The organism is Pseudonocardia ailaonensis (genome assembly GCF_039531635.1).
GTDB lineage: Bacteria > Actinomycetota > Actinomycetes > Mycobacteriales > Pseudonocardiaceae > Pseudonocardia > Pseudonocardia ailaonensis.
Genome location: NZ_BAAAQK010000003.1, coordinates 621,870 through 641,988, shown reverse-complemented (window position 1 = coordinate 641,988; position 20,119 = coordinate 621,870). Strand labels below are relative to the sequence as shown.

Annotated in this window: 22 protein-coding genes; 13 read left to right on the top strand and 9 right to left on the bottom strand. The window is 74.8% G+C overall.

The genetic code is table 11. The features are described from left to right. Positions 1-53 precede the first annotated feature (53 nt). On the top strand, positions 54-794 hold the full coding sequence (locus ABD324_RS05720) for a YoaK family protein (RefSeq protein ID WP_344413083.1): 741 nt from the start codon (positions 54-56) through the stop codon (positions 792-794). Positions 795-860: 66 nt separating this feature from the next. On the opposite strand, the gene ABD324_RS05715 is transcribed toward ABD324_RS05720, so the two are convergent. After that, entirely contained in the window at positions 861-1,910 is a 1,050-nt protein-coding gene (locus tag ABD324_RS05715) for a class I SAM-dependent methyltransferase (RefSeq protein ID WP_344413081.1), read from the bottom strand. Positions 1,911-1,951: 41 nt separating this feature from the next. Between ABD324_RS05715 and ABD324_RS05710 the strand changes: the two genes are divergently transcribed. The 3 genes from ABD324_RS05710 to ABD324_RS05700 all read left to right on the top strand — a co-directional run bounded on the left by ABD324_RS05710 (position 1,952) and on the right by ABD324_RS05700 (position 3,427). Next, on the top strand, positions 1,952-2,536 hold the full coding sequence (locus ABD324_RS05710) for an HhH-GPD-type base excision DNA repair protein (protein ID WP_344413079.1): 585 nt from the start codon (positions 1,952-1,954) through the stop codon (positions 2,534-2,536). A gap of 23 nt (positions 2,537-2,559) precedes the next feature. Continuing rightward, positions 2,560-2,961 (top strand): ArsR/SmtB family transcription factor, encoded by a 402-nt coding sequence (locus ABD324_RS05705; protein ID WP_344413077.1) that lies wholly within the window; start codon positions 2,560-2,562, stop codon positions 2,959-2,961. Positions 2,962-3,082: 121 nt separating this feature from the next. Continuing rightward, a complete protein-coding gene (locus ABD324_RS05700; RefSeq protein ID WP_344413075.1) occupies positions 3,083-3,427 on the top strand; it encodes a DUF3099 domain-containing protein in 345 nt (114 codons plus the stop codon). On the opposite strand, the gene ABD324_RS05695 is transcribed toward ABD324_RS05700, so the two are convergent. Beyond that, positions 3,414-4,397 (bottom strand): pseudouridine-5'-phosphate glycosidase, encoded by a 984-nt coding sequence (locus ABD324_RS05695; protein WP_425565744.1) that lies wholly within the window; start codon positions 4,395-4,397, stop codon positions 3,414-3,416. The two genes, ABD324_RS05700 and ABD324_RS05695, sit on opposite strands and share 14 nt — an antisense overlap. A 10-nt stretch (positions 4,398-4,407) precedes the next feature. On the opposite strand from ABD324_RS05695, the gene ABD324_RS05690 reads away from it, so the two are divergent. Beyond that, positions 4,408-4,665, top strand: a complete 258-nt coding sequence (locus ABD324_RS05690) for a DUF3039 domain-containing protein (RefSeq protein WP_344413070.1) — start codon at positions 4,408-4,410, stop codon at positions 4,663-4,665. Here the strand turns inward: ABD324_RS05690 and hrpB are convergent, their stop codons facing one another. Then, the gene (gene hrpB / locus ABD324_RS05685; protein WP_344413068.1) at positions 4,666-7,095 is read right to left on the bottom strand and encodes an ATP-dependent helicase HrpB; all 2,430 of its coding nucleotides are present in this window, start codon (positions 7,093-7,095) and stop codon (positions 4,666-4,668) included. A gap of 109 nt (positions 7,096-7,204) precedes the next feature. Beyond that, positions 7,205-7,558 carry a DUF3040 domain-containing protein gene (locus ABD324_RS05680; protein WP_344413066.1) on the bottom strand — a complete coding sequence of 118 codons (354 nt, stop codon included), beginning with the start codon at positions 7,556-7,558 and terminating at the stop codon, positions 7,205-7,207. Positions 7,559-7,710: 152 nt separating this feature from the next. Here ABD324_RS05680 and ABD324_RS05675 point away from each other — a divergent pair, with 152 nt between their 5' ends. Together ABD324_RS05675 and ABD324_RS05670 are read left to right on the top strand one after the other, a co-directional pair. Then, positions 7,711-8,916 carry an acyl-CoA dehydrogenase family protein gene (locus tag ABD324_RS05675; protein ID WP_344413064.1) on the top strand — a complete coding sequence of 402 codons (1,206 nt, stop codon included), beginning with the start codon at positions 7,711-7,713 and terminating at the stop codon, positions 8,914-8,916. Next, a complete protein-coding gene (locus ABD324_RS05670) occupies positions 8,909-10,066 on the top strand; it encodes an acyl-CoA dehydrogenase family protein (RefSeq protein ID WP_344413062.1) in 1,158 nt (385 codons plus the stop codon). Before ABD324_RS05675 ends, ABD324_RS05670 begins: the two co-directional genes overlap by 8 nt. Before the next feature lie 149 nt (positions 10,067-10,215). Here the strand turns inward: ABD324_RS05670 and ABD324_RS05665 are convergent, their stop codons facing one another. From ABD324_RS05665 to ABD324_RS05655, 3 genes are all read right to left on the bottom strand, one after another. Beyond that, positions 10,216-10,485 carry a hypothetical protein gene (locus ABD324_RS05665; RefSeq protein WP_344413061.1) on the bottom strand — a complete coding sequence of 90 codons (270 nt, stop codon included), beginning with the start codon at positions 10,483-10,485 and terminating at the stop codon, positions 10,216-10,218. Between the two features lie 16 nt (positions 10,486-10,501). Next, positions 10,502-11,641 carry an inorganic phosphate transporter gene (locus ABD324_RS05660; RefSeq protein WP_344413060.1) on the bottom strand — a complete coding sequence of 380 codons (1,140 nt, stop codon included), beginning with the start codon at positions 11,639-11,641 and terminating at the stop codon, positions 10,502-10,504. 116 nt (positions 11,642-11,757) lie between these two features. After that, positions 11,758-12,249 (bottom strand): hypothetical protein, encoded by a 492-nt coding sequence (locus ABD324_RS05655; protein ID WP_344413058.1) that lies wholly within the window; start codon positions 12,247-12,249, stop codon positions 11,758-11,760. Between the two features lie 125 nt (positions 12,250-12,374). On the opposite strand from ABD324_RS05655, the gene ABD324_RS05650 reads away from it, so the two are divergent. The 6 genes from ABD324_RS05650 (at position 12,375) to ABD324_RS05625 (ending at position 18,267) form a co-directional block, all read left to right on the top strand. Continuing rightward, the gene (locus tag ABD324_RS05650; RefSeq protein ID WP_344413056.1) at positions 12,375-12,986 is read left to right on the top strand and encodes a TetR/AcrR family transcriptional regulator; all 612 of its coding nucleotides are present in this window, start codon (positions 12,375-12,377) and stop codon (positions 12,984-12,986) included. Between the two features lie 117 nt (positions 12,987-13,103). Then, positions 13,104-14,252, top strand: coding sequence for a thiolase family protein (locus tag ABD324_RS05645; RefSeq protein WP_344413053.1), 1,149 nt, complete (start codon positions 13,104-13,106; stop codon positions 14,250-14,252). 51 nt (positions 14,253-14,303) lie between these two features. Next, positions 14,304-15,455 carry an acyl-CoA dehydrogenase family protein gene (locus tag ABD324_RS05640; protein ID WP_344413051.1) on the top strand — a complete coding sequence of 384 codons (1,152 nt, stop codon included), beginning with the start codon at positions 14,304-14,306 and terminating at the stop codon, positions 15,453-15,455. Between the two features lie 104 nt (positions 15,456-15,559). Beyond that, positions 15,560-16,162 (top strand): cysteine hydrolase family protein, encoded by a 603-nt coding sequence (locus ABD324_RS05635; RefSeq protein ID WP_344413049.1) that lies wholly within the window; start codon positions 15,560-15,562, stop codon positions 16,160-16,162. 147 nt (positions 16,163-16,309) lie between these two features. Beyond that, a complete protein-coding gene (locus tag ABD324_RS05630) occupies positions 16,310-17,299 on the top strand; it encodes a zinc-binding dehydrogenase (RefSeq protein WP_344413047.1) in 990 nt (329 codons plus the stop codon). A gap of 11 nt (positions 17,300-17,310) precedes the next feature. Then, positions 17,311-18,267 carry an RNA polymerase subunit sigma-70 gene (locus tag ABD324_RS05625; RefSeq protein ID WP_344413045.1) on the top strand — a complete coding sequence of 319 codons (957 nt, stop codon included), beginning with the start codon at positions 17,311-17,313 and terminating at the stop codon, positions 18,265-18,267. Here the strand turns inward: ABD324_RS05625 and ABD324_RS05620 are convergent. Further along, positions 18,230-18,625 carry a PPOX class F420-dependent oxidoreductase gene (locus ABD324_RS05620; RefSeq protein ID WP_344413043.1) on the bottom strand — a complete coding sequence of 132 codons (396 nt, stop codon included), beginning with the start codon at positions 18,623-18,625 and terminating at the stop codon, positions 18,230-18,232. The genes ABD324_RS05625 and ABD324_RS05620 overlap by 38 nt on opposite strands. A gap of 9 nt (positions 18,626-18,634) precedes the next feature. Then, the gene (locus ABD324_RS05615; protein ID WP_344413041.1) at positions 18,635-20,059 is read right to left on the bottom strand and encodes a pyridoxal phosphate-dependent decarboxylase family protein; all 1,425 of its coding nucleotides are present in this window, start codon (positions 20,057-20,059) and stop codon (positions 18,635-18,637) included. Positions 20,060-20,119 lie beyond the last annotated feature (60 nt).

Sequence of the window (20,119 nt, the reverse complement as noted above, 5' to 3'; positions counted from 1 at the left end):
CGGGCCATCCTCACCGATACCGCGGCGGGGCCCGTGCCCGGTACCGTCCCCGTGTGCCCGGAACAGGCGACTCGGACCGTCCGTCCCGGACCTGGCAGCACGTCGGCGCCGATCCCCGGCTCGGCAGGCTGCCCGTCCTGATGCTCGCGCTGACCGTGGTCAGCGGGGTGGTCGACGCGGCGAGCATCCTCGGGCTCGGGCACGTGTTCGTCGCGAACATGACGGGCAACATCGTGTTCCTGGGTCTCGGCGTGGTCGGGGCGCCGGGCTTCGACATCGTCCGCAACCTGATCGTGCTGGCGGCCTTCGCGGCCGGGGCGGTACTCGGCGGGTACCTGGCGCAGCGGGTGGGCAGGCACAAGCCGTCCGTCGCGCGGGACGCCGCGGCGGTCACCGCGCTCGGCCTGCTGGTGTGCCTGGTCCTGCTGCTCACCCTGGACCTGGCCGGGGAGGGGGAGCTGCGGGTCGTCTCGGCGATCGCGGCCGCGTCCCTGGGCGTGCAGTTCGCGGGCGCGCGGACGGTCGCGGTGCCGGACATGACGACGAGCGTGGTCACAGGCACGCTGTCCGGCCTGGCCGCCGAGCACGTGCACGCCGCTCCCGGTGCGGCCTCGCGGCGGGCCCTGGTCCTGGTGGCGCTGCTGCTCGGCGCGGCGGTGGGCGGGTTGCTGATGCTCGCGGTCGGCGGGGTCAGGGGGACCGCGGCCGCCGTGGGTCTGGCGGTGGTGCTGCTGGCGGGGGTGTCGGTGACGGCCGGGATCGACGTCCGGCGGGAGCGCGCGTCTGCGGCCTGATCTGCGGTCGCGCGTCGCCGGGCCGATCGGCGGTCGCGCGTCAGCGGGTTGATCGGCGGTCGCGCGTCAGCGGGTTGATCGGCGCAGTCGGAGGGACTCCACGTGCCAGCGGCAGGCGGCGGCGCGGGGGTCGGCGGCCATCCGTTCGGCCAGGCCGGCGTAGAAGGCCTCGGTGACCGCCTCGCGTTCGGCGGGGGAGCGGTCGCCGTCGAGCCAGCGGAAGAAGGGGCGTTCGGTGATCGCGCGCACGAACGGGGTGTAGCGCTCCGCGAAGCCCGGTGCGGTCGCGTCGTACGTGATGGCGTCGTCGGTGGCGGAGAGCTCGTCGGCGAGCAGGTCGAAACCGGACTCCGCGAGCGGTGCCCGCCACTCGTCGGGGGTGCGGTTCCAGGTCGGGTAGAAGATCTTCTCCGACTCGCCGGCGCGCAGTGTGCCGGCTCCGACGAGCGCGGCGAGCTGTTCCTCGATCATGGTGAACAGCCCCTCGGCGCCGGAGGTGCGGTCCGGTTCGGACGCTCCGGCGACGAGGACCAGCTCGCCGCCCGGGACCAGCTCGCGGGCCCGTTCGGCGAGGAACCGCCGCCAGTCCTCCTCGGCCCGCGTCCGGAACGGCGCCGCCTCGGCCTCGGTGAGCAGGTTCGAGTAGACCCGGCCGGGCACCGTGGTGGGGGCGGTGCTGAGCCAGTGCAGCGTGATCGAGCTCCAGCCGAGGTGGAGGCGCCCGGCGGGGAAGAGCGGGCCGTAGAGCGTCCGGCCGACGACGTGCGGGTACACCTCGCCGCGCCCGGCCGGGTAGCCCCGCGGCCCGCGGAGCAGCGCGAACAGTGGGCCGAAGTCGTTCTCGGGGAGGTCGGTGTGGGCGACCTCGATCGGCGCCGCGGCGTCCCGCGAGCGCAGCGCGTCGATGGCCTCGGCCATGGGGGCGATCTCGTTGGCGCCGCCGGCGCAGCCGAAGTCCCCGATCAGGACCGGGGTCGGTGCGGCGGGTAGGGGAACGGTGAGGGCCGCCTCGACCAGCCAGGCGTCCGCGGCCCGGGCCGCCTCCCGCTGGGCCTGCGAATGCTCGCTGTAGAAGCCCCTGCCGAGCATCACGCTGTCCGGAACGGCGCTGGTCACCGGGGGGACGCTAGCGGAGATCGGGCCGGTACCGTGAGGGCGTGCTGAGCCTTTCCCAGGATGCCGCGGCCGACGCGCTGCTGGACCGCGATCCGCTGGCCCTGCTCGTGGGCATGCTGCTGGACCAGCAGGTGCCGATGGAGCGGGCGTTCGCCGCGCCGGCCGAGCTGGCCCGCCGCCTCGGCGTCGAGCAGCTCGACGCGAGGCTGATCGCGGAGCACGACCCGGAGGGGCTGGTCGAGGTCTTCGCCTCCACGCCCGCGCTGCACCGCTACCCGAAGTCGATGGGCGGGCGGGTGCAGGCGCTCTGCGCGGCGATCGTGGAGCGCTACGACGGCGACGTGACCGGGATCTGGCGGGACGCGGCGGACGGGAAGGACCTGTTCCGCCGGCTCTCGGCGATGCCCGGCTTCGGCACCCAGAAGGCACAGATCTTCGTGGCGCTGCTGGGCAAGCAGCGCGGCGTGACCCCGCCCGGGTGGCGCGAGGCCGCCGGGAACTACGGGGACGAGGGTTCCTTCCGGTCCGTGGCCGACGTCGTCGACCAGGGGTCGCTGGAGAAGGTCCGGGAGTTCAAGCAGGCGGTCAAGGTCGCGGCGAAGAACACCACCAAGGCCGCGACGTGATCTCGCGGGGTTAGGATCGGCACGTGCACAAGGTCCCGCTCGACCGCCGCGGTCAGCGCGTCATCGACCCGGATCAGGTCTGCGACGCGACCGCCGTCCTCGCCGACACCGAACGGGTGGCCCAGGCGGCCACCGTGCTCGACGCGCTCGGCGAGACCAACCGGCTCTCCCTGCTCCTCGCGCTGCAGCACGCCGGGGACCTCTGCGTGTCCGATCTCGCGGTGGCCGTCGGGATGAGCGACAGCGCCGTGTCGCACGCGCTGCGGCTGCTCCGCGCGCACGGCATGGTCACCGCGCACCGGGAGGGCAGGCTCGTGCGGTACCGGATCGCGGACGGGCTGGCGAAGCGGCTGCTCGAGGTCGTGTCGGCCGAGGCCGTGGGGCCCGTGACCCTGCACGCGCACGGCGCGCACGACGAGTCCTGAGCGGCTGCCCCGCGGGGTAACGCCGTTGCGCCCGGAACGCGCGGTTGCGTCGGGAAATCCGTGCCGGGGTGAACGCGCGTACCGTCGCGCCTGGTGACACGATGAGGGCGGAGGTGGTCCGGTGACGACCGACCCGCGCCGGGATTCCGATCCCGTGCTCATCACGGATGCGCAGCGCTCGTACGAGGAGGAGCTGGCCGTCCGGAAGCGCCGCTACAAGATCATGATGGGGATGCGGATCCCGTGCATGATCCTGGCGGCGGTCTTCTACCAGATCCCGTGGCTGGCGGTGGCGCTGCTCGTCGTGTCGATCCCGCTGCCGTGGATCGCCGTGCTCATTGCGAACGACCGGCTGCCGCTCAAGGCGGAGAAGGTCAACCGGTACTCCGGCGACAAGCTCGAGATCGAGGGCCCGAAGGCCGAGACGAAGGTCGACAACACGGACCACCGCGTCATCGACGGCTGACCCGTCCACCGCCGACCCGTCCAGCGCCGACCCGTCCAGCGTCGACCCGTCCACGGCTGAGCTCCACCGCGATCTCGGCGGCCAGGCCGGCGTTGGCCCGCACGAGGGCGACGTTCGTGGCCTGGCTCGCGCCGCCGCTCGCGGTGTGGAAGTGCTCGAGCAGTGCCGGCGTGACGTCCTTGCCGGTGATCCCGCGCTCGGCGACCAGCGCCAGGCCCTCGGCCAGCAGACGGTCGTGCAGCGCGGCGTCGAGCTCGGCGGCCTCGGCGACCGGCTGGGCCAGCACCATCCCGGCGCCGCCACCGAGCTCGACGTGGCCGGTCCAGGCCGCGGCCGCCTCCGCCGGCCCGTCGATCCGCCAGGGCACGGCGAAACCGGAGTCCCGCCGGTAGAAGCCGGGGAACCGGTCCGTCCGGTACCCGGCGACGGGCACCGAGGCGGTCTCCAGGTACTCGAGGGTGGCACCCACGTCGAGGATCGACTTCACGCCCGCGCAGACCGTGAGCACCGGGAGGCGGGCGAGGGCGGGCAGGTCCGCCGAGACGTCCCAGGTCTCGCGGGCGCCCCGGTGCACGCCGCCGAGGCCGCCGGTCGCGAACAGGGCGATGCCGGCGCGGGCGGCCAGGGCGGCGGTGGCCGCGACCGTGGTGGCGCCGGAGCGGCCCAGGCCCGCGGCGAACCCGAGATCGCGCACCGAGAGCTTGACGAGGTCCTGCCGGCAGACCCGGTCCAGCTGCGCCGCGTCGAGGCCGACGTGCGGGCGGCCGTCGAGCACGGCGACCGTCGCCGGGACCGCGCCGCGCTCCCGGACCTCGGCCTCGAGCAGCCCGGCGGCCTCCCGGTTCAGCGGGGCGGGCAGGCCGTGGGCCAGCAGGGTGCTCTCGAGCGCGACGACGGCGCGGCCGCCGTCGAGCGCTTCGCGGACCTCGGAATGCACCGTGATCGCCGGAACTCTGGTCACGTGGGGCATCATGGAGCACATGGCCACCCAGGTTCTGCCCGACACCGAGACCCGGCCGCAGGGGACCGACTCGACCGGCTCCGACGAGCCGAAGATGTTCCACTACGTCCGCAAGGCGAAGATCGCCGAGAGCGCGGTGCTGGGGAACATGGTCGAGGCGCTCTGCGGCGAGCGCTTCCCGGTCACCCGCTCGCCCAAGCCGGGCTCGCCGGTGTGCCCGGACTGCAAGAAGATCTACGAGGGGCTGCCCAAGGGCGGCGGCGACGGCGGCGAGTGATCAGCTCCGCCTGACCCGCCGGGTGGGCTCCGCCGTGCGCGGGTCCTCCGGCCAGGAGTGCTTGGGGTAGCGGCCCCGCAGCTCGGCGCGGACCTGCGGGTATCCCGTGCTCCAGAAGGACTCCAGGTCGTCGGTCACGGCGGCGGGGCGACCGGCGGGGGAGAGCAGGTGCAGCAGCACCGGCACTCCGGCGACCTGCGGTGTCCGCTGCCAGCCGAACGCCTCCTGCACGCGGACCGGCAGCACGGGGCGCTCGCCCGAGTAGTCCACCGCGAGGTTCGAGCCGCTGGGTACGGCGAGACGCTCGGGGGCGAGCTCGTCGATGCGCCCGGCGAGCGGCCAGCCCACGATCGCGCGCAGCGCGTTCCCGGCGTCGACGGCGGCGAGGTCCGCGCGGCGGCGGGCACCGCCGAGCCAGGCGTCGGCATGGGCCAGCAGGGACTCCTCGTCGACGGCGGGCCACGGGTCGCCGAGGGTGCGGTGCAGGAAACCCAGGCGCTCGCGGAGCGCCCGGTCCGCCTTCGACCAGCGCAGCAGCCCGGTGCCCTCGGCGCGCAGGCCGTCGCGGAGCGCCTCGCGCACGCGTTCCGGATCGGGGTCGCGGAGCGGCTTCTCCTCGAGGGTGATCGCGCCGAGCCTGCGGATCCGGCGGGCCCGGACGTCGGCCGGGCCGCTGCCGGCAGGAGCCCACGTGATCTCGTCCGTCTCGGTGAGCAGGGCCTCGCCGGCCCGCTCGGCCAGCCCGCGGTCGGCGGCGGCCGCGAGCCGGACCGTGCCGTGGACCGCGCCGGGGGTCCGGTCGGCGATCGCGACGGCCAGCCACTCGTGGGCGCCGAGCCCTGGATCCCGGACCTCGACGCCCGTGCCGCCGGCCAGCAGGAACACCCCTGAACCGTCGGCGCGTCGGCGGGCCAGGCGCTCGGGATGGGCGAGGGCGGTGACCAGCGCGGTGGCGTGCGCGGGGCGCCGACCCTCGCCGCGGTCCCGGGCGACCTGCCGGGCGAGCCGGCTCACCTCGGCAGCCCACCGCCCCCGGGCCGGCGCGCTCCCGTCCCGCAGCCGCCGCAGCTCCCCGTCGAGGTCGGGGCCCTGCGTGAGGGTGTCGTCGTCGAGCACCGCGACGATCTCCGCCGCCGTGCGCGCGCCGACCGCCGCGGCGCCGTCGAGCAGGGCACGCGCGAGGCGGGGGTGCAGGCCGAGGCCGTTCATGCGCATGCCCCGCGGGGTGGCCGTGCCCGATCCGTCGACCGCGCCGAGCACCCGCAGGACCTCCCGGGCGACGGCGAACGGTCCCTCCGGCGGGGCGTCCCACCAGCGCAGGCCCGCGCCGTCGGGGGTGCCCCAGCAGGCCAGGTCGAGCGCGAGCCGGGCCAGGTCGGCGACCTTGATCTCCGGCTCCGGATACGGCGTGAGCAGCTGCCCCTCGGGCCAGCAGCGGACCGCGACACCGGGGGCCTCGCGCCCCGCCCGGCCGGCCCGCTGGTCCGCGACGGCCGCGGACACCGTCGTCGTGACCAGGCCGGCGAGGCCGCGCCGGTGGTCCACCCGCGGCACGCGCGCGAGCCCGGCGTCGACGACGGCCCGGACGCCGGGCACGGTCAGACTGGACTCCGCGATGGCGGTCGCCAACACCACCCGCCGTCCGGTGTCCCGCAGGGCCGCGTCCTGCTCGGCGGGCTTCAGCCGCCCGTGCAGGGGCAGCACCGGCACGCCCAGACCGGCGAGCGCCGCCTCGGTCCGCCGGATCTCCGCCACCCCGGGCAGGAAGGCGAGGACCGAGCCGGAGCCGAGGACCTCGCGGATCCCGCGGGCCACGCACGCCTCGATCCGCTCGCCCCTCAGCGGCGGCCGGTGCCGGACGTCGACGGGGAAGGTGCGCGCGTCGATCTCGACGACCGGCCCGCCGAGCAGCGCCGCGAGCCGCGGCCCGGCGACCGTGGCCGACGCGGCCAGGACCGGGAGATCGGGGCGCAGGCCCTCACGGGCGTCGAGGAGCAGGGTGAGCAGCAGGTCCGCGTCGAGATGGCGCTCGTGGCACTCGTCGAGCACCACGGCGCCGACGCCGGGCAGCTCGGGATCCGCGGTCAGCCGCCGCAGCAGCAGCCCCGAGGTGACGACCTCGACGCGGGACCCGGGCTTCGCGTCACCCCGCACCGCATACCCGACGCTGCGCCCGACGGGCTCCCCGAGCAACGCCGCCATGCGGGCCGCGGCGGCGCGGGCGGCGACCCGGCGGGGCTCCGCGACGACGACCTTCCCGTCGACCGCCCCGGCCAGGGCCAGCGGCACCAGGGTGGTCTTCCCCGTCCCGGGCGGTGCGACGAGCACGGCCGCCCCGTGCGCGACCAGGGTCGCGGTGATCTCGGGCAGCGCCCGGCGGACCGGCAGATCGGGCAGGGACCCGAGATCGCGGACGAGGGGGGCGGGCACGCGTCCAGTCTCGCGCCGGGGGAGGTGAGCGGCTCCACCGGGCACAGCACGGACCGTGGGAAGGGGTGGGACTCCGCGCGCGAGGGCGCGGCGGGGGACCTGGGTGCGGTCAGGCCTCGGCGGCGTCGGTCCCGCGGGTGGTCTCCTCGACCACCGCACGGGCGCGCGACGCCGTGTGGTTGACCAACATCAGGATCCCGGCGGTGCCGGCGACGGCGACGGCCACCGCGGCGGCGCCGCCGAGCCCGCCGACGACGGCGGCGACCGCGATCATGGCCACCGCGAGCACGGCGAACACGATGCGGGCGATGCGCCGCTCGAGCGGGGGCGCGCTGTCGTGACGGGCCGCGCGGAAGCGGCCGTCGAGATCGGGGTACTGGCCGCGCAGCTGCTGCTCGAGCGCATCGAGCTGCTGCCGCTCGGCCTCCGTCAGACGCGGGGGGCGGGACTCCGGAACGCTCACCCCTCCTTAGTACCCCTGTTTGCCGTGAGAGGAACCCCTGGCCGGGGTTTGCCCGGTCACTCGTTCGGTGAACGGACGGTCGGCGGGGGCCGAGCGGCCGAGTCCGGGTGCTGTCCCGGGTGCGACCGGCCGAGGTGTCCTATCGTCCGGGCATGAGCACGGGTACCACCGACGCGACCCGGGTCGCCGACGCCGCGCGGGCCGTCGTCCGCGAGCACGATCCGCGGGAGGTCCCGGTCCGGGAGCTCCTCGCCGCCTGTTTCGACGCCGGACTCGCCTGGGTCCACTTCCCGGTCGGGCTGGGCGGGCTCGGCCTGTCCCGCGGCCTGCAGGCCGTCGCGGACGGCGTGCTGCAGGAGGCCGGCGGGCCGGTGCCGTTCGCGCTCAACCCGATCGGCATCGGAATGGCGGCGCCGACCCTCGTCGAGCACGCGCAGACCGCCGAGCTGAAGCGGGAGTGGCTGCGCCCGCTGGCCTCGACCGAGCACATCTGGTGCCAGCTGTTCTCCGAGCCGGGCGCCGGCTCGGACCTCGCCGGCCTCGCCACCTCGGCGGTCCGCGACGGCGACGAGTGGGTCGTCACCGGGCAGAAGGTCTGGACGACCCTGGCGCACCGGGCCCGCTGGGCGCTGCTCCTCGCCCGCACCGATCCGGACCTGCCGAAGCACAAGGGCCTCAGCTACTTCGTGCTCGACATGCACGCCGACGGCGTCGAGACCCGGCCGCTGCGGCAGATGACCGGGCAGGCCGAGTTCAACGAGGTCCACCTCGACGGGGCCCGGATCCCGGACGCCCACCGGCTCGGCGCGCTCGGCGACGGCTGGCGCGTGGCGATGACGACCCTGATGAACGAGCGCAGCTCGATCGGCGCGAGCGGCAGCCGCCGCGGCGCCGGGACGATCGGCGAGGCCGTGGCGCTGTGGGCCGCGCGCCCGGACCGGCACACGCCGGTGCTGCGGGACCGGCTCGCCGCGCTGTGGCTGCGGGCCGAGGCGCAGCGGCTCACCTCCGAGCGGGCGCGGGCCGCCGCGACCTCGGCGGGCCCCGGCCCGGAGGGCTCGGTGGGCAAGCTGGTCGGCGCGGAGCTCAACAAGGAGGTCTACGAGTTCTGCATGGACCTGCTCGGCCCCGAGGCGGTGCTGTACTCCGACTACACGATGCAGGACGTGACGCGGGTGGCGGACATGGACGCCTACCGCGGCCCGCTGCAGCAGCGGTTCCTGCGTTCGCGGGCCAACAGCATCGAGGGCGGCACGTCCGAGGTGCTGCGCAACATCCTCGGCGAGCGCGTGCTCGGGCTGCCGGGCGACCTGCGGGCCGACGCCGGCCGCCCCTGGAAGGAGATCCCGCGTGGCTGAGTTCGTGTTCAGTACCGAGCAGCGCGAGCTGCGTGCCGCCGTCCGGCGGTTCGCGGCGGCGACCTCGGACGAGCGGACCGTCCGCCACCTGATGGAGACGACGGTGGGGTTCGACCCGGAGAGCTGGCGGCGGCTCGGCGCGGAGCTGGGCGTGCTGGGGCTCGCCGTGCCCGAGGAGCTCGGCGGTTCGGGCGGCGGCCTGGTCGATCTTGCCGTGGCGGTGGAGGAGCTTGGCGCGGCGCTGGCCTGCGGCCCGGTGTTCGGCACCCTGATGCTGGCGATCCCGGCGCTGGTCGCGGCCCCGGACGGCCCGGTGCGCGAGTCCGTGCTCGGTCCGCTGCTCGAGGGCTCCCGCACCGCGGCGCTGGCCGTGGGGGACCGGGCCGGCCGGTTCGTGCCGTCCGAGGTGACGGTCGGGGCGACCCGATCGGAGCAGGGCTGGGACCTCACCGGCACCGTCGAGCGGGTGGTGGACGCGGCCGGCGCGGACGACCTGCTCGTGGCCGCGAGCGGCCCGGACGGCGTGTGCCTCTACGTCGTCGAGGGCCGCGACACCGAGCGCACCCCGCTGACCACCCTGGACCTGACCCGCCGCCAGGCCACGCTGCGCTTCGCCGAGACCCCCGCCCGGCTGCTGGCCGGCCCGGACGAGCTCGAGCGGGTGGTGGGGCAGGCACTCGGCGTCGGTTCGGTCCTGCTGGCCGCGGAGCAGGTCGGGGCCGCGCAGCACCTCCTCGACCTCACCGTGGGCTACGCGACCCAGCGGCTGCAGTTCGGCCGGCCGATCGGCTCGTTCCAGGCGGTGAAGCACCGGCTCGCGGACATGCTCGTCGACCTCGAGCACGCCCGCTCCGCCGCGTACCACGGGGCGTGGGCGCTGCAGGACGGCACGGACGATCCCGCGCTCGCCGCGAGCATCGCCCAGGCCACCTGTTCGGCGGCCTTCGCCCGGATCGCGGGGGACGCCATCCAGCTGCACGGCGGCATCGGCTTCACCTGGGAGTACCAGGTGCAGCTGTACTACAAGCGGGCGATCACGGACGCCGCCCTGCTGGGCAGCGCCGAGGAGCACCGGGCGCGGATCGCGGCCCTGGTGCTCGCCGTCGCCTCACCCGAGGGCGCCCCGCCGGTGGCGAGCGGCGTGGGCTGAGCGGCTGGGCTGAGCGGCTGGGCTGAGCGGCTGGGCCGAGCGGCTGGACTGAGCGGCTGGACTGAGCGGTGTGGGCCGAGCGGGTGCCAGGAGCGCGCTGACGGGCTCGGGCCTACTGCGCGCCTCGGCCGGAGCGCGTCAGCACCCTCCTAGGCGATCAGGACCCAGAGCCCGTATCCGACGATCAGCGCGGCCGCGAGCAGGCACACCACCGCGACGGCGGTGCCGGCCGCGGGGCTCATCCCCCGCGCTCCGGCCACACGCGTCCCGGCCGCGCCCGTGCCGGCCCCGCCGACCTCACCGGGCCGGGCCCGGGCGGAGAGCCCGACCAGCGCGAACGACACCAGCACGATCAGGGCGACGCCCGCGACGAGCGACACCAGCGCGACGACCCCGAGGGAGCCCCAGGCGACGGTCATGTGCGGCCTCCCGCGCTCAGGCCGCCATCCGCACCGGCGGGTCGGCCGGTGCGGCGGCGGGGACGTCGTTGACGTTGCCGGAGTGGACCGGCCTGCGGCGCGAGACCGCGTAGATGCCGGCGGCGAACGCGACGCCGACGACCGCGACGATCACGGTGCCGAGGGTGCCGCCCGAGGCCACCCACGCGGCGGCGGCGCCGACGACCGCGGCCGCCGGCAGCGTGAGGACCCAGGCGATCGCCATCTGCCCGGCCACGCCCCAGCGCACCCCGGCGAGGCGGCGGCCGGCACCGGCCCCGAAGATCGCACCGGTGCACACCTGCGTGGTGGACAGCGCGAACCCGAGGTGCGAGCTGGCCAGGATGACCGCGGTGGACGCCGTCTCGGCGGCGAAGCCCTGTGGCGACTCGATGTCGCTGACCCGCTTGCCCAGGGTGCGGATGATCCGCCAGCCGCCGATGTAGGTGCCCAGCGCGATGGCGAGCCCGGCGGAGGCGATCACCCAGAACGGGGGGCCCGAGTTGGGCGCGAGCACCCCGGCGGTGATCAGGGTCAGCGTGATGACGCCCATGGTCTTCTGCGCGTCGTTGGTGCCGTGGGCGAGCGCCACCATGGACGACGAGAGGATCTGGCCCGTGCGGAAACCCTTCGTGACCACGCCCTTGTCGGCCCGCGCGGTGGTGCGGTAGGCGAGGTAGGTGCCGATCAGCGCGACCACCCCGGCCAGGAACGGCGAGATGAGCGCGGGCACCACGACCTTGGTGAGTACCACTCCGAAGTGGACGGCCCCGGTGCCCGCCGCCACCAGCGACGCCCCGATCAGGCCGCCGAACAGCGCGTGCGAGGAGCTCGACGGCAGCCCGAGCAGCCACGTCAGCAGGTTCCAGACGATCGCGCCGACCAGCCCGGCGAAGATCACCACGGGGGTGATCCGCGTTTCGTCGACCATGCCGGAGGAGATCGTCTTCGCGACCTCGACCGACAGGAACGCCCCGACCAGGTTCAGCACCCCGGCCACCGCCACGGCGACGCGGGGCCGCAGGGCGCCGGTCGCGATGGACGTGGCCATGGCGTTGGCCGTGTCGTGGAACCCGTTGGTGAAGTCGAAGACCAACGCGGTTGCCACCACCACGACCACGATCACCGAGAGATCCATCGCGCCGCCTTCACGGAGAGTTTTGCTGCGCGAAACGGTAGGGACGTAAAGCAAACGGAAGGTGAACGGACGGCCACGGTGAGGTGGACCACCCTCGCCGGCGGGCGAGGCGTGGATCACCCGGCCGAACCGGCACCCTCCAGGCGCTCCGCCAGCCGGTCCAGTGCCGCCCGGATGCCGTCCGCGTAGCCGGGTGCGGCGTCCTCGGTGCCCGCCAGCGCGTCGAGCCGGGCCCGGGCCGCCGCCAGGTGCTCGCGGGCCCGCTCGGGATCGCCGAGCCTGCGGTGGTCCTCCGCCAGGTTCAGGTGCAGCGAGGGGTAGAAGCCCTGCAGCTGCAACGCCGGATGGTGCGCCTCGGCCCGGCCCTGCGGCACCTCGCCGGCGGCCGCGAGCGACCGCTCGTCCCATTCCAGCTCCGCGTGGGGATCGTCCTGCACGTCCGCCGCGTAGTGGGCGAGCACGCAGCGGTGGAAGGGATCGGTGAGCGCGGGCCAGAGCTCCTCGAAGCCCGCACGGGCGGCCGCGCGCTCGCCGGCGTGCGACGCCTGGATCAGGGCGGTGATGCGGTCCATCACGGGATCGGGGGAGGCGGGGGCGGGGGAGCTCATGGCGCGGACGCTAGCCGCGCCCCCCGACAGTTCCGGGCGGATCCGCGACCCCTGCGCGATTTCCGTGACGACATCGCGATCACGCAGGTGATCCGCTCGGACGCCGCGGGTGTCACCATGGGACGGTGGACGTGCGGACCCGGATCCTGGAGGCGGCCGTCGAGTGCCTCTCCGCCGTGGGTTTCGACGGCACGTCGCTCAGCGAGGTGGCCGAACGCGCGGGGGTCTCCCGGCCCACCGTCTACCGGCACTTCGGGTCGCGGGAGAAGCTCGTCTCCGAGGCGTTGCTGCAGCTCTCCGGCCGGATCGTCGAGCGGATCTGGGAGTCCGCGCAGGGCGCGACGTCGGCCGCGGAGCTGGTCGTCGAGACCACGCTGCGGGCCCGCTACGAGTTCCGCACCCAGCCCGCGCTCTCCCCGATCGCCTTCCCGGAGCGCGCCACGTTCTCCCTCGCCCGCGCCAGCCTGTCGGCCGAGGCACTGGCCATGACCAGGCGCTTCCTCGCGCCCGTGCTCGAGTTCGAGCCGGACCTGGCCGACGACCTCGACGAGATCGCCGAGACCGTCATCCGCTTCCTGCTCTCCCTCGTGTGGTTCGACGTGCCGAGTGAGCCCGGGGCCGGCGCCGACGAGGAGCGGCTGCGCGGCTACCTGCACCGCCGGCTCGTCCCGGCGCTGGGGATCAGGCCCGCTCCGGGCGTCCCGGCCGAGCCCGTCCGGCACGGCGCGCGGTACTGAACGAATGTTCTGTATGCCACACCGCGAGGCGTCGGAACTGTCGGTTTCCCCTGCTACCGTGCGAAAAGTGGCGGTGACCACCCCGCCGGACATGGTCAGAGGCAAAGGAGCTCGCCAGTGCGCGACGCAGTGATCGTCGAAGCGGTTCGGACCCCGGTCGGCAAGCGGAAGGGCGGCCTCGCCGGCGTCCACCCGGCGGACCTGTCGGCGCACGTGCTCCGCTCGCTGGCCGAGCGCAGCGGCGTCGACCCGGCCGTGATCGAGGACGTCATCTGGGGCTGCGTCGGCCAGGTCGGTGAGCAGACCTTCGACATCGGGCGCACCGCGGCGCTGGCCGCGGGCTTCCCCGAGACGGTCACCGGCGTCACGATCGACCGGCAGTGCGGCTCCTCGCAGCAGGCCGTCCACTTCGCGGCGGCCGGCCTGATCGCCGGCCAGTACGACCTGGTGGTCGCCGGTGGTGTCGAGTCGATGACGCGGGTGCCGATGGGGGCCGCGGTCGCCGGCACCGACGACGTGATGGGTGAGAGCTTCCGCGAGCGCTACGGGCAGGGGATGCCGAACCAGGGCGTCGGCGCCGAGATGATGGCCGAGAAGTGGAACCTGTCCCGCACCCAGACGGACGAGTTCGCGCTCGGCAGCCACGAGAAGGCCGCCGCCGCGCGGGCCGAGGGCCGGTTCGAGGGCCAGATCGCGCCCGTCACCACCCCGGACGGCACCGTGGTCAGCCTCGACGAGGGGATCCGCCCGGGCGGCACGCTCGAGGGCCTCGCCCAGCTCAAGACCGTGTTCAAGTCCGACGGCGTGATCCACGCCGGCAACGCCTCCCAGATCTCCGACGGCTCGGCCGCCCTGCTCATGACCACCTCGGAGAAGGCGAAGGAGCTCGGCCTCACCCCGATCGCCCGGGTGCACACCGCCGTCCTCGCCGGCGCGGACCCGATCATGATGCTCAGCGCGCCCATCCCGGCCACCCAGAAGGCCCTCGCCAGGTCCGGCCTGCGGCTCGACGAGATCGGCACCTTCGAGGTCAACGAGGCGTTCGCCCCCGTCCCGATGGCGTGGCTCGCGGACATCGGCGCGGACCCCAAGTCCCTCAACCCGCTCGGCGGCGCGATCGCGCTGGGCCACCCGCTCGGCGGCTCCGGCGCCCGGATCATGACGACGATGGTCCACCACATGCGGGACAACGGGATCCGCTACGGCCTGCAGACCATGTGCGAGGGCGGCGGGCAGGCCAACGCCACCATCCTCGAGCTGCTCTGACCCGGGCCGCCCCGGCCTGACCGAGCACCCCACCTCCGACGAGGAGACCCCGTGAAGCGCACCCTCTACGACAGCGACCACGAGGCCTTCCGCGAGGCGTTCCGTGCGTTCGTGGCGAGCGAGATCGTGCCGAACGACGAGCGGTGGGCGCAGGACGGCATCGTCCCGCACGCGCTGTTCACCACGGCCGGCAAGTCGGGATTCCTGGGCATGGACGTGCCCGAGGAGTACGGCGGCGGTGGGGTGCCGGACTTCCGGTTCAACGCGGTGGTCGCCGAGGAGCTCATGCGCACGGGCTCCGCGGCGGCCGGGCTCGGCCTGACCCTGCACAACGACATCTGCATGCCGTACTTCCTCGCCTACGCGAACTCCCAGCAGAAGCAGCGCTGGCTGCCGGGGATCGTGTCCGGCGAGCTGGTCACGGCGATCGCGATGACCGAGCCGGGCATCGGCTCGGACCTGGCGTCGATGGCGACGACGGCGCGGCGCGAGGGCGACCACTACGTCGTCAACGGCGCCAAGACCTTCATCACCAACGGGATCAACTCCGACCTGGTGATCACCGCGGTGAAGACGGACCCCTCGCAGAAGCACAAGGGCATGTCCCTGATCGTGCTCGAGCGCGGGATGGAGGGCTTCGAGCGCGGCCGCAACCTCGACAAGCTGGGCCAGCACGCGCAGGACACCGCCGAGCTGTCGTTCACCGACGTCCGGGTGCCGGTGGCGAACCTGCTCGGCCCGGAGGAGGGGCAGGGGTTCACCCAGCTCGTGACCAACCTGCCGCAGGAGCGGCTGTCGATCGCGGTCGCCGGGGTCGCGGCGGCCCGGGCGGCGCTGACCTGGACGCTGGAGTACGTCAAGGAACGCAAGGCCTTCGGCAGGCCGGTCGGCTCGTTCCAGAACTCGAAGTTCGCGCTGGCCGAGATGGACACCGAGATCGACATCGCACAGCACTACGTCGACGACTGCGTGCGCGCCCTCAACGCCGGGGAGCTCGACGCGGTGGACGCGAGCAAGGCGAAGTACTGGTGCACGGAGCTGCAGGGCCGGGTCGTCGACCGCTGCCTGCAGCTGCACGGCGGCTACGGCTACATGAACGAGTACCCGATCGCCCGGGCCTACGCGGACGCCCGCATCACCCGCATCTACGGCGGCACCACGGAGATCATGAAGGAGGTCATCGGGCGCTCGCTGGGCGTCTGAGGCCCCTCACCCGCCGGACAGGGTCCTCAGGCGCGGGAGGGGGTGCGCCCCCGCCGCCGCAGCTACGGTCGGACGAGTCCCGCCCGACGATGCACGGAGGACCCATGTCCGATCTCACGACCCTGCGCGCGGTGAGCGGCCTCCCGGCCGAGCCGCCCGCGCTGTCCGCCTCGACCCTGGTGATGGTCGACTGCCAGAACACCTACACCCGCGGGCTCATGGAGCTCGACGGCGTACAGGCGGCGCTCGACCAGGCCGAGGAGCTGCTCGACCGGGCCCGCAGCGCGGGGATCCCGGTCGTCCACATCCAGCACGACGCCGGCGCCGGCTCACCCTACGACGTGCGCGAGGAGATCGGCGCGATCGTGGACCGGGTGGCTCCGCGCGACGGCGAGCCGACGGTCGTCAAGAACTTCCCCAACTCGTTCACACAGACCGAGCTGGACACGATCCTCAAGCGCCACGGGGAGCGGCCGCTGCTGCTCGCCGGGTTCATGACGCACATGTGCATCAACTCCACGGCCCGCGGCGCGTTCAGCCTCGGGTACTCGCCGACGGTCGTCGGGGGCGCCACCGCCACGCGGTCGCTGCCGGGGTCCGCGGGGAGCGCGGAGGTGCCGTCGGGATCGCTGCAGGCCGCGAGCCTGGCCTCGATCGCCGACCTCTTCGGCGTCGTGGTCGCGGGGCAGTCCGACATCCCCGACTAGCTCCCCTCCGATTCTTCCGGGCCGATTCTTCTGCGCAGATTCCTCTGGTCCGATTCCTCTGGGCCCCGGCCGTCGTCTCCATGGTGTCGGCACACCGCCGGCCGGGACCGCCCGGCCGGGGTGCGCCGGGGAGGAGAGCCGATCGCCGTGCGCATTCCCGCCACGATGCGGGCCCTGCAGCAGACCTCGCTGCGGGGGCCGTCCGACACCCACCTGGTCGCCGACGAGCCGGTGCCCCGCCCCGGACCGGGGGAGATCCTGGTCCGGGTGGAGGCCGCCGGGGTGAACCTCGCCGACCTGTCGCGGGCCCGCGGGACGTTCCACGGCGGACCGCGGCCGCCGTACGTGGCCGGGTTCGAGGCCGCGGGCGAGGTCGTGGCGCTGGGCACCGGCGTCGAGGAGCCCGCACCCGGGACCCGGGTCGTCGGGGTCGGCGACGGCGCGTTCGCCGAGTTCGCCGTGCTGCCCGCCGCCGGTGCGGTGCGGATACCGGAGGGCTGGGCGGCCGCGGATGCCCTGGGCCTGGTCGTGAACCGCCCGGCGGCCCTCGCGGCGCTGCGGCTGGGTCGCGTCGGCGCCGGGGAGACCGTGCTGGTCCACGCCGCGGCGGGGGCGACCGGCCAGGCTGCCGTGGTGCTGGCGAAGCGGTTCGGCGCCGTCGTGATCGGGAGCGCGTCGCCCGCCAAGCACGACACCGTCCGCGCCCTCGGGGCGGACCACGTCGTCGACTCGGTCGACGGCGATCTCGTCGCGGAGGTGCGCGCGCGGACCGGAGGGGCCGGGGCGGACCTGGTCCTGGAGTCGGTGGGCGGGGCCCGCTTCGCGGAGAGCCTCGCCGCGACCCGGCGCGTGACGGGCCGGGTCGTCGTCGTGGGCCTGGCCGGCGGCGAGGCCGCCCTCACCAACTGGGACCTGGTCTACCGGCACCAGGTGCAGCTCGTCGGCCTCAACATCGGGGTGCTGGCCGAGGCCGCCCCGCAGCTGTTCGGCGAGCTGATGGGGGAGCTGTTCGCGCTGGTCGCCGCCGGTACGCTCGGGCCCGCCCGGCCGGCCGTGCACGACCTGGCCGAGGGCCCGGCGGTGCTCGCGGCGCTGGAGGAGCGGGCGACCGTGGGCAAGCTGGCGCTGCGACCGTGAGAGGGGCGGCCGTGGACGAGGACCGGTTCGCGGCCGAGACCGCCCCGTTCCGCCGGGAGCTGCTCGCCCACTGCTACCGGATGGTCGGCTCGGCCCACGACGCCGAGGACCTCGTGCAGGAGACCTACCTGCGGGCCTGGCGCGGGTACGGCGGCTTCGACGGCCGGTCGTCCGTGCGGGTCTGGCTCTACGCGATCGCCACCAACGTCTGCCTGACGGCGCTGCGCCCCCGCTCGGTCCGGATGCTCCCGTCGGGACTGTCCGGGCCGCAGCAGGAGGAAGCGCCGCCACGGCGGGCCGCGCCGGGCGCGGTGTCGTGGCTGGAACCGCTGCCGGACAGCCGGATCGGCGATCCGGCCGCGGCGGCGGTGACCCGGGAGTCCGTGCGGCTCGCGCTGGTCGCGAGCCTGCAGCACCTGCCGGCCCGGCAGCGGGCGATCCTGCTGCTGCGCGAGGTGCTGGCCTTCTCGGCGGCGGAGACGGCCGAGGTCCTCGGCACCACCGTCGCCGCCGTCAAGAGCGGGTTGCAGCGCGCCCGGGCCCGGCTGGCCGAACCCGGGCCGGGCCATGACCTGCTCGAACCGGAGGACCCGCGGGCCCGGGCGCTGCTCGAGGGCTACATCGCGGCCTTCGAACGCTCCGATCCGGCGCTGCTCGAACGGGTGCTGCGGGCGGACGCCACGCTGGAGGCCACGCCCTTCCTCGACTGGCGGGCCGGGCGGCAGGGGTGCGTCGGGCTGCTCGCCGCGTACGTCCTGGGCGCGCCGGGGGACTGGCGGCTGCTCCCCACCACGGCCAACGGCCAGCCCGCGGCCGGTGTGTTCCACCGGGGCGAGCCGCACGGCGTCGTCGTCCTGTCGGTCACCGCGACCGGGATCGCACGGGTCGTCGAGTTCGGGGATCCCGGGCTACTGGCCGGGTTCGGCCTGGTCAGCCCTGCCCGTACACCGAGTGCGGCGCGATCGTGAGCAGCACCCGCACCTGGTCGCGGCCGCCGTACCACTGGTAGGGCCGGCCGGTGTAGCGCTTCGCGAGCTCCTCGATGTGGTCGACCGCGCCGTCGGTCGTCATGGCGACGACCTCGCCGCGGGCGCCGAAGTAGCGGTGGCCGGCCGCGGGATCGCCGACGGTCACGGCGACCCGCGGATCGCGCTCGACGTTGCGCACCTTCTGGTGGCCCTGCACGGAGTTCACGAGGATGTGCGTGCCGTCGGTGTCGATCCACACCTGCGTGAGCTGCGGGGAACCGTCGGGCATGAGGGTGGCGATCTGGGCGGGGCCGGTGCCGCGGAGGAGCTCCAGCATGGCGTCGGGGAGTGCTTGCACCCTGCAACGCTAGTCGCGGGCCGCGCGCAGCGCCTGCCAGAGCCGGTCGACGTGCTCGGGCCCGGTGCCCAGCGCACCGACCGCGACCCGGATCGCGTAGCGGCCGTCGACCGTCGTGTGCGTGACGAAGGAGTCCCCGTCCGCGTTGACGGCCTCCAGAGCCGCGCGGGTGGCCGCGTCGTCGGGTGATCCGTCGGGGCCGGTCAGGTGCAGGCACACCAGCGCGAGCGACGGCGGGGCGGCCAGCGCGAAACCCGGCTCGGCCTCGATCCGGGTGGCCAGGGACGTGGTCAGGGCGACGTGCGCGCGGATCTGTTCCCGCAGCCCGTCGAGACCCGTGCCGTGCACGACCGCCCAGAGCTTGAGGGCCCGCATCCGGCGGCCGAGCGGGACCTGCCAGTCCCTGTAGTCGACGACCGCGCCCGAGTCCGTCGCCGCGTTGCGCAGGTACTCGGGGGTGATCGACAGCGCCGCCGGCAGCGCCCGGCCGTCCCGCACCCAGAGGAACGACGCGTCGAAGGCGGTGCCGAGCCACTTGTGGGCATCCGTGCACACCGAGTCGGCGAGCTCGGCGCCGTCGAGGACGTACCGGAACTCCGGGCAGAGCGACGCGACCCCGGCCCAGGCAGCGTCGACGTGCACCCAGACCCCTTGGGCGACACCGCAGATCGCGCGGACCGGGTCGATCGCCCCCACGCCCGTCGTGCCGACGGTCGGGCAGACCAGCACCGGCCGCAGCCCGGCTGCCCTGTCCGCCGACATGTGCTCTGCCAGCGCATCCGCGTCCATCACGCGGGTCCCGGGGGAGAAGGGCACGATCCGCAGGGCCCGGGAGCCCAGCCCCGCGACCCGCACCGCCTTGGCCAGAGACGAGTGCGTCTCCGCGGTCACGTAGACGCGTTCCGTGCCCTCGATCCCGGTCTCCTGCCACGCCGGCGACGAGCGGTGCAGCGCCGCGAGCAGCGCGACCAGCGCGGCCGACGACGCCGAGTCCTGCAGCGACCCGCCGCCCCCACCGGCGAAGGTGAACGCCTCGCCGAGGCCGAGCGCGGTCGCGAACCCGTCGACCAGCACCTGCTCGATCTCGGTGCCCGCGGGCGCGGTGGACCACAGCATCCCCTGCGACCCGATCCCGCCGGACGCGATGTCGCCGAGCAGGGAGAGCAGCGAGGCCTGCGCGGGGAAGTAGCCGAAGAAGCCGGGATGCTGCCACAGGAGCGAGCCGGGGACCACGACGTCGTCGAGCAGGGAGGTGAGCGCCGCGCCGACGTCGGCCACGGGTGCGTCCGGCAGGGCGGCGGGCAGGGCGGCGCGGATCGAGCCGGGCTCCACGGAGGGCCGCACCGGCAGCTCCGCCATCCCCTCCCGGTGCGCCGCCACCCAGTCGACCAGCGCGTACCCCGCCCGCCGAAACTCCGCGCCCGAGAGATCCATCCCCGCAGGCTAGGCGCTCGCACACCGGCCGCGGTCCCCGCACACCGGCCGGAACCGGTG

Excerpts from the sequence above, each read along its gene's own strand:
- ABD324_RS05675 (WP_344413064.1), top strand. The coding sequence starts at position 7,711 with ATGAGCACGGGTACCACCGACGCGACCCGGGTCGCCGACGCCGCGCGG.
- ABD324_RS05665 (WP_344413061.1), bottom strand. The coding sequence starts at position 10,485 with ATGACCGTCGCCTGGGGCTCCCTCGGGGTCGTCGCGCTGGTGTCGCTC.
- ABD324_RS05690 (WP_344413070.1), top strand. The coding sequence starts at position 4,408 with ATGGCCACCCAGGTTCTGCCCGACACCGAGACCCGGCCGCAGGGGACC.
- ABD324_RS05655 (WP_344413058.1), bottom strand. The coding sequence starts at position 12,249 with ATGAGCTCCCCCGCCCCCGCCTCCCCCGATCCCGTGATGGACCGCATC.
- ABD324_RS05695 (WP_425565744.1), bottom strand. The coding sequence starts at position 4,397 with ATGCCCCACGTGACCAGAGTTCCGGCGATCACGGTGCATTCCGAGGTC.
- ABD324_RS05615 (WP_344413041.1), bottom strand. The coding sequence starts at position 20,059 with ATGGATCTCTCGGGCGCGGAGTTTCGGCGGGCGGGGTACGCGCTGGTC.
- ABD324_RS05660 (WP_344413060.1), bottom strand. The coding sequence starts at position 11,641 with ATGGATCTCTCGGTGATCGTGGTCGTGGTGGTGGCAACCGCGTTGGTC.
- ABD324_RS05635 (WP_344413049.1), top strand. The coding sequence starts at position 15,560 with ATGTCCGATCTCACGACCCTGCGCGCGGTGAGCGGCCTCCCGGCCGAG.